The organism is Rhizobium sp. RHZ01 (assembly GCF_014851595.1).
In the GTDB taxonomy this organism is placed as follows: Bacteria; Pseudomonadota; Alphaproteobacteria; order Rhizobiales; family Rhizobiaceae; genus Rhizobium; species Rhizobium altiplani.
The window spans coordinates 1-4,413 of sequence record NZ_JACUZZ010000066.1 but is presented as its reverse complement, the minus strand read 5'-3'; the positions used below and the strand labels follow the sequence as shown (position 1 = coordinate 4,413).

At 62.9% G+C, this 4,413-nt stretch carries 4 protein-coding genes; all 4 read right to left on the bottom strand.

All coding sequences use genetic code 11. The features are described from left to right. Window positions 1-33: 33 nt before the first annotated feature. Window positions 34-1,149: an ABC transporter ATP-binding protein gene (locus IB248_RS30735; RefSeq protein ID WP_025660749.1), complete on the bottom strand. Its 1,116-nt coding sequence runs from the start codon at window positions 1,147-1,149 to the stop codon at window positions 34-36. Between the two features lie 4 nt (window positions 1,150-1,153). After that, window positions 1,154-2,098 carry a carbohydrate ABC transporter permease gene (locus tag IB248_RS30730; RefSeq protein ID WP_018117075.1) on the bottom strand — a complete coding sequence of 315 codons (945 nt, stop codon included), beginning with the start codon at window positions 2,096-2,098 and terminating at the stop codon, window positions 1,154-1,156. After that, window positions 2,095-3,048 (bottom strand): sugar ABC transporter permease, encoded by a 954-nt coding sequence (locus IB248_RS30725; protein WP_029792362.1) that lies wholly within the window; start codon window positions 3,046-3,048, stop codon window positions 2,095-2,097. The genes IB248_RS30730 and IB248_RS30725 overlap by 4 nt, the downstream gene beginning before the upstream one ends. Window positions 3,049-3,129: 81 nt before the next feature. Next, a complete protein-coding gene (locus IB248_RS30720; protein ID WP_029792361.1) occupies window positions 3,130-4,389 on the bottom strand; it encodes an ABC transporter substrate-binding protein in 1,260 nt (419 codons plus the stop codon). Window positions 4,390-4,413: the final 24 nt, after the last annotated feature.

Sequence of the window (4,413 nt, the reverse complement as noted above, 5' to 3'; positions counted from 1 at the left end):
GAGCTGTTCATGTTTGGAATCCTGGCTCCTGGTTTAAGCGATGCGGGTTTGGCTTTGCGGATCGAAGAACACGGCCTTGTCGAGGTTGAAGGCGAGGCGGGCGTGCTGGCCGGCCTGGATGCGGGCGTCGGCCCTGAGCCGCGCCACGACCTCCTTGCCGCCGAGCTTGGTGACCGCGAAGGTGTCGGATCCGGCCGGTTCCACCACCTCGATCAGGCAGTCGCTTTCGGCCAGCGCCTTGGCGTTGCGGTCCGCACCGTCAGGATCGGTCAGCGCCTCGGGGCGGATGCCGAAGACGATCTCGCGGCCGGTATGCGCTTCGAGCGCGCCGTTGCCCGCCGTGACAGGCAGCCGGATCGGCTCGCCCTGCGGACGCGAAAGCGACACGGTCAGGCCGGACGCCCCCTTCTCGATCGTCCCCGCGAGGAGGTTCATCGCCGGCGAGCCCATGAAGTCGGCGACGAACATGTTGGCCGGGTTGTTGTAGATCTCGGCCGGCGTGCCGAACTGCTGCACCTCGCCGTCGCGCATGACGGCGATCTTGGTGGCCAGCGTCATCGCCTCGATCTGGTCGTGGGTCACATAGACGATCGTCGTGCCGGTCGCCTGGTGCAGCCGCTTGATCTCGATGCGCATGTCGACGCGCAGCTTGGCGTCGAGGTTGGAGAGCGGTTCGTCGAACAGGAACAGCTTCGGGTCGCGCACCAGGGCGCGGCCCATGGCGACGCGCTGGCGCTGGCCGCCCGACAGCTGGCTCGGCTTGCGATTGAGCAGGTGGCCGATCTGCAGCACCTTGGCGACCTTGTCGATCGCCTTGTTGCGCTCCTCGACCGGCACGCCGCGCATCTCCATGCCGAAGGCGATGTTTCCGGCCACCGTCATGTTCGGGTAGAGCGCGTAGCTCTGGAACACCATGGCGATGTCGCGCTTCGACGGATGCAGGTCGGCAATGCTGCGGCCATCGACGCGAATGTCGCCCTCGGTGATCGATTCCAGGCCGGCAATGGTGTTGAGCAAGGTCGACTTGCCGCAGCCGGACGGGCCGACGAGCACGAGGAAGCCGCCCTTTTCCAGGTCAAGGTTGATGCCCTTGAGGATCTCCAGCGAGCCGAAGCGCTTCTTGAGACCTGAGATTTCGAGGAAAGCCATTGGATTATCCTTTGACAGCGCCCGCCATCAGGCCACGCACGAAGTAGCGGCCGGCGAGAATGTAGACGAGGAGGGTCGGAAGCGCTGCGATCATCGCCGCCGCCATGTTGACGTTGTATTCGACGACACCGGTGGAGGTGTTGACAACGTTGTTCAGCGCCACCGTCATCGGCATGGAATCGCCCGTGCCGGCATAGGCCGAGGCAAACAGGAAGTCGTTCCAGATGTTGGTGAACTGGTAGATGACGGTGACGACGATGATCGGCAGCGAGTTCGGCAGCATGATGCGGCGGAAGATCTGGAAGAAGCTGGCACCGTCGACCTGCGCCGCCTTCACCAGTTCGGTCGGAAAGGCCTCGTAATAGTTGCGAAAGAACAGCGTCGTGAAGCCGAGGCCGTAGACGACGTGAACGGTGACGAGGTTGACGGTCGGATTGCCGAAGCCGAGCGACATGCCGATCTGGTCGCGCAGCGTCGCCCCGAAGCGGCCGAGGCTGCCAAGGATGGTCGCCATCGGCAAGAGCACCGACTGGAACGGGATGAAGCAGGCAAACAGCATCAGGCCGAACACCAGCGTGTGGCCGGGGAAGCGCCACTTGGTCAGGATGTAGCCATTCAGCGCGCCCATGATCGTCGAGATCGCCACGGCCGGAACGACCATCTTGATCGAGTTCCAGAAGTAGCCCTTGATGCCGGCGCAGGTCAGCCCGACGCAGGCCTGCCCCCAGGCCTTGAACCAGGGCTCGATGGTCGGCGACTGCGGCAGCGCCAGCATGTTGCCGTTCTGGATCTCGTCCATCGTCTTGAACGAGGTCACCAGCATGACGAACAGCGGCATCAGGTAGATGATCGCGAAGATGACAAGCAGCCCGTAGATGAAGATCCGGCTGAACAGTCTGTTGCGCGAGGCGCTGGCCGCACTCGGCAGGGTCGAGGTGACGGCGCTCATCGCGATTTCTCCCTGAGTTCCGAATAGAGATAGGGAACGATGATCGCCGAAATCGTCATCAGCATGATCACCGCGCTCGCCGAGCCGACGGCCATCTCGTTGCGCTTGAAGGTGTATTCGTACATGAAGTTGGACGGCAGCCAGGCCGAGCCGCCGGGGCCGCCCGAGGTCAGTGCCACAACCAGATCGTAAGACTTGATCGCCATGTGGGCGAGCACGATGAAGGCCGACAGGAAGATCGGTCTGAGCAACGGGATGATGATGCGGCGATAGAGCTGCACGGTCGTCGCCCCGTCGATCTGCGCCGCCTTCATGATCTCGCTGTCGATGCCGCGAAGGCCGGCAAGGAACATCGCCATGACGAAGCCGGACGCCTGCCAGACACCGGCGATCACGACAGTATAGATCACGAAGTCCTTGTTCTTGATCCAGTCGAAGTGGAAGCTCGTCCAGCCGAACTGATGCAGCGTCTGCTCGAGCCCGAGCCCCGGATCGAGGAACCATTTCCAGGCAACGCCTGTCACGATGAAGGAGAGCGCCATCGGATAGAGGAAGATCGGCCGCAATATGCCCTCGCCGCGGATCTTCTGGTCGAGCAGGATCGCCAGGAACAGGCCGAGCGCCAGGCAGATGCCGACATAGAGCACACCGAAGATGCCCATGTTGGTGATCGAGGTGTACCAGCTGGACGGCGGATCGCTTTCGAACGTCCAGCGCCACAGCCGCTGATAGGCGCGCGGGCCCGTCAGCACGTAGGACGGAAAGGTCTTGGAATTGGTGAAGGACAGATAGATCGTCCAGAGGATGAAGCCGTAGACGAACACAAGCGTGATGGCGAAACTCGGCGCGAGCACGATCTTCGGCAGCGCGTCCTGCAGGCGCGCGCGGATGGAAATGGGCGTTCCACGGTGCGGCGTGAGAACGGTTTTATCGGTAGCGATGGTGCTCATGGGGTCATCTCCTCCAACGAGATCGTCCGTGGCGGAATCTTCCCCGCCGACACCGGCGGGGAAGACCGTGGGAGGCCTTGATTACTTGGCGTCGTCGATGGCCTTGACGAGCTCTTCGACCGCCTGGTCGGAGGTCTTGATCTGGCCATGCACGAACTTCGAGACGACGTCCTTGTAGGCATTGGCAACCGCCGGAGGCGCGCCATAGCCCTGGGCCAGCGAGCCGTACAGCGTGCCGCCTTCATTGGCCTTCTTCAGGTCGGCGATACCCTTCTTGCCGCAGGCGTCGAAATCGGTATCCGGAACGTCGGTACGGGCCGGAACCGAGCCCTTGACGACGTTGAACGCCGACTGGAAGCTCTTCGACAGCGTTGCCTTGGCAAGCGCCACCTGTGCTGCCTTGCGGTCGTCAGGCACGTTGAACATGCCGAACATGTCGGAGTTGTAGATCACGCTGCCGTCGGTGCCCGGGAAGCGGTAGCACAGGAAGTCGGTGTTCGGTGTCTTCTTGGCGGCGACGAACTCGCCCTTGGCCCAGTCACCCATCACCTGCACGAGCGCATCGCCCTTGATGACCATGGCGGTCGCAAGGTTCCAGTCGCGTCCGGAGAAGTTCGGGTCGACGTACTGGACGATCTTCTGCAGGTTGTCGAACGACTTCTTCATCGTGTCCGACTTCAGCGACTCCTCGTCGAGGTCGTTCATCGCCTTCTTGTAGAACTCGGGGCCGCCCGTCGACAGCACGATCGAGTCGAACATCGTCGCTTCCTGCCAGTTCTGGCCGCCGAGCGCCAGCGGCGTCACGCCGGCAGCCTTCGCCTTGTCGAGCAGCGCGAGCAGGTCGTCGAAGGTCTTCGGCTCGGTGCCGCCGATCTTGTCCATCACACCCTTGTTGATCCACAGCCAGTTGACCGAGTGGACGTTGACGGGGGCTGCGACCCACTTGCCGTCATAGACGGAGAACTTCTGCAGTGCCGCCGGAACCGCCTTGTCCCAGCCCTCGGCCTTCGCCGTCTCCGTCAGGTCCCCCATGACGCCGGCCTGGGCATAGTCGAGAACGGTGTAGCCGAGCATCTGCGAGGCCGTCGGATAGGTGCCGGCCGCAACCATCGCCTTCAGCGCCGTCATCGCCGCATCACCGCCACCGCCGGCAACCGGCACGTCCTTCCAGGCAAACCCCTCCTTCGACAGATCCTCCTTCAACACGTTCAAGGCCGCAGCCTCGCCGCCGGACGTCCACCAGTGCAGCATCTGCACTTCCTTCACATCCGCAGCCTTGGCAGCACCCAAGCCCGCAACACTCATCGTCACCAACGCTGTCGTCAGCAAAAACTTGCGCATCGTTTCCTCCCGGTTTGCAAGTTC

Excerpts from the sequence above, each read along its gene's own strand:
- IB248_RS30735 (WP_025660749.1), bottom strand. The coding sequence starts at position 1,149 with ATGGCTTTCCTCGAAATCTCAGGTCTCAAGAAGCGCTTCGGCTCGCTG.
- IB248_RS30730 (WP_018117075.1), bottom strand. The coding sequence starts at position 2,098 with ATGAGCGCCGTCACCTCGACCCTGCCGAGTGCGGCCAGCGCCTCGCGC.
- IB248_RS30725 (WP_029792362.1), bottom strand. The coding sequence starts at position 3,048 with ATGAGCACCATCGCTACCGATAAAACCGTTCTCACGCCGCACCGTGGA.
- IB248_RS30720 (WP_029792361.1), bottom strand. The coding sequence starts at position 4,389 with ATGCGCAAGTTTTTGCTGACGACAGCGTTGGTGACGATGAGTGTTGCG.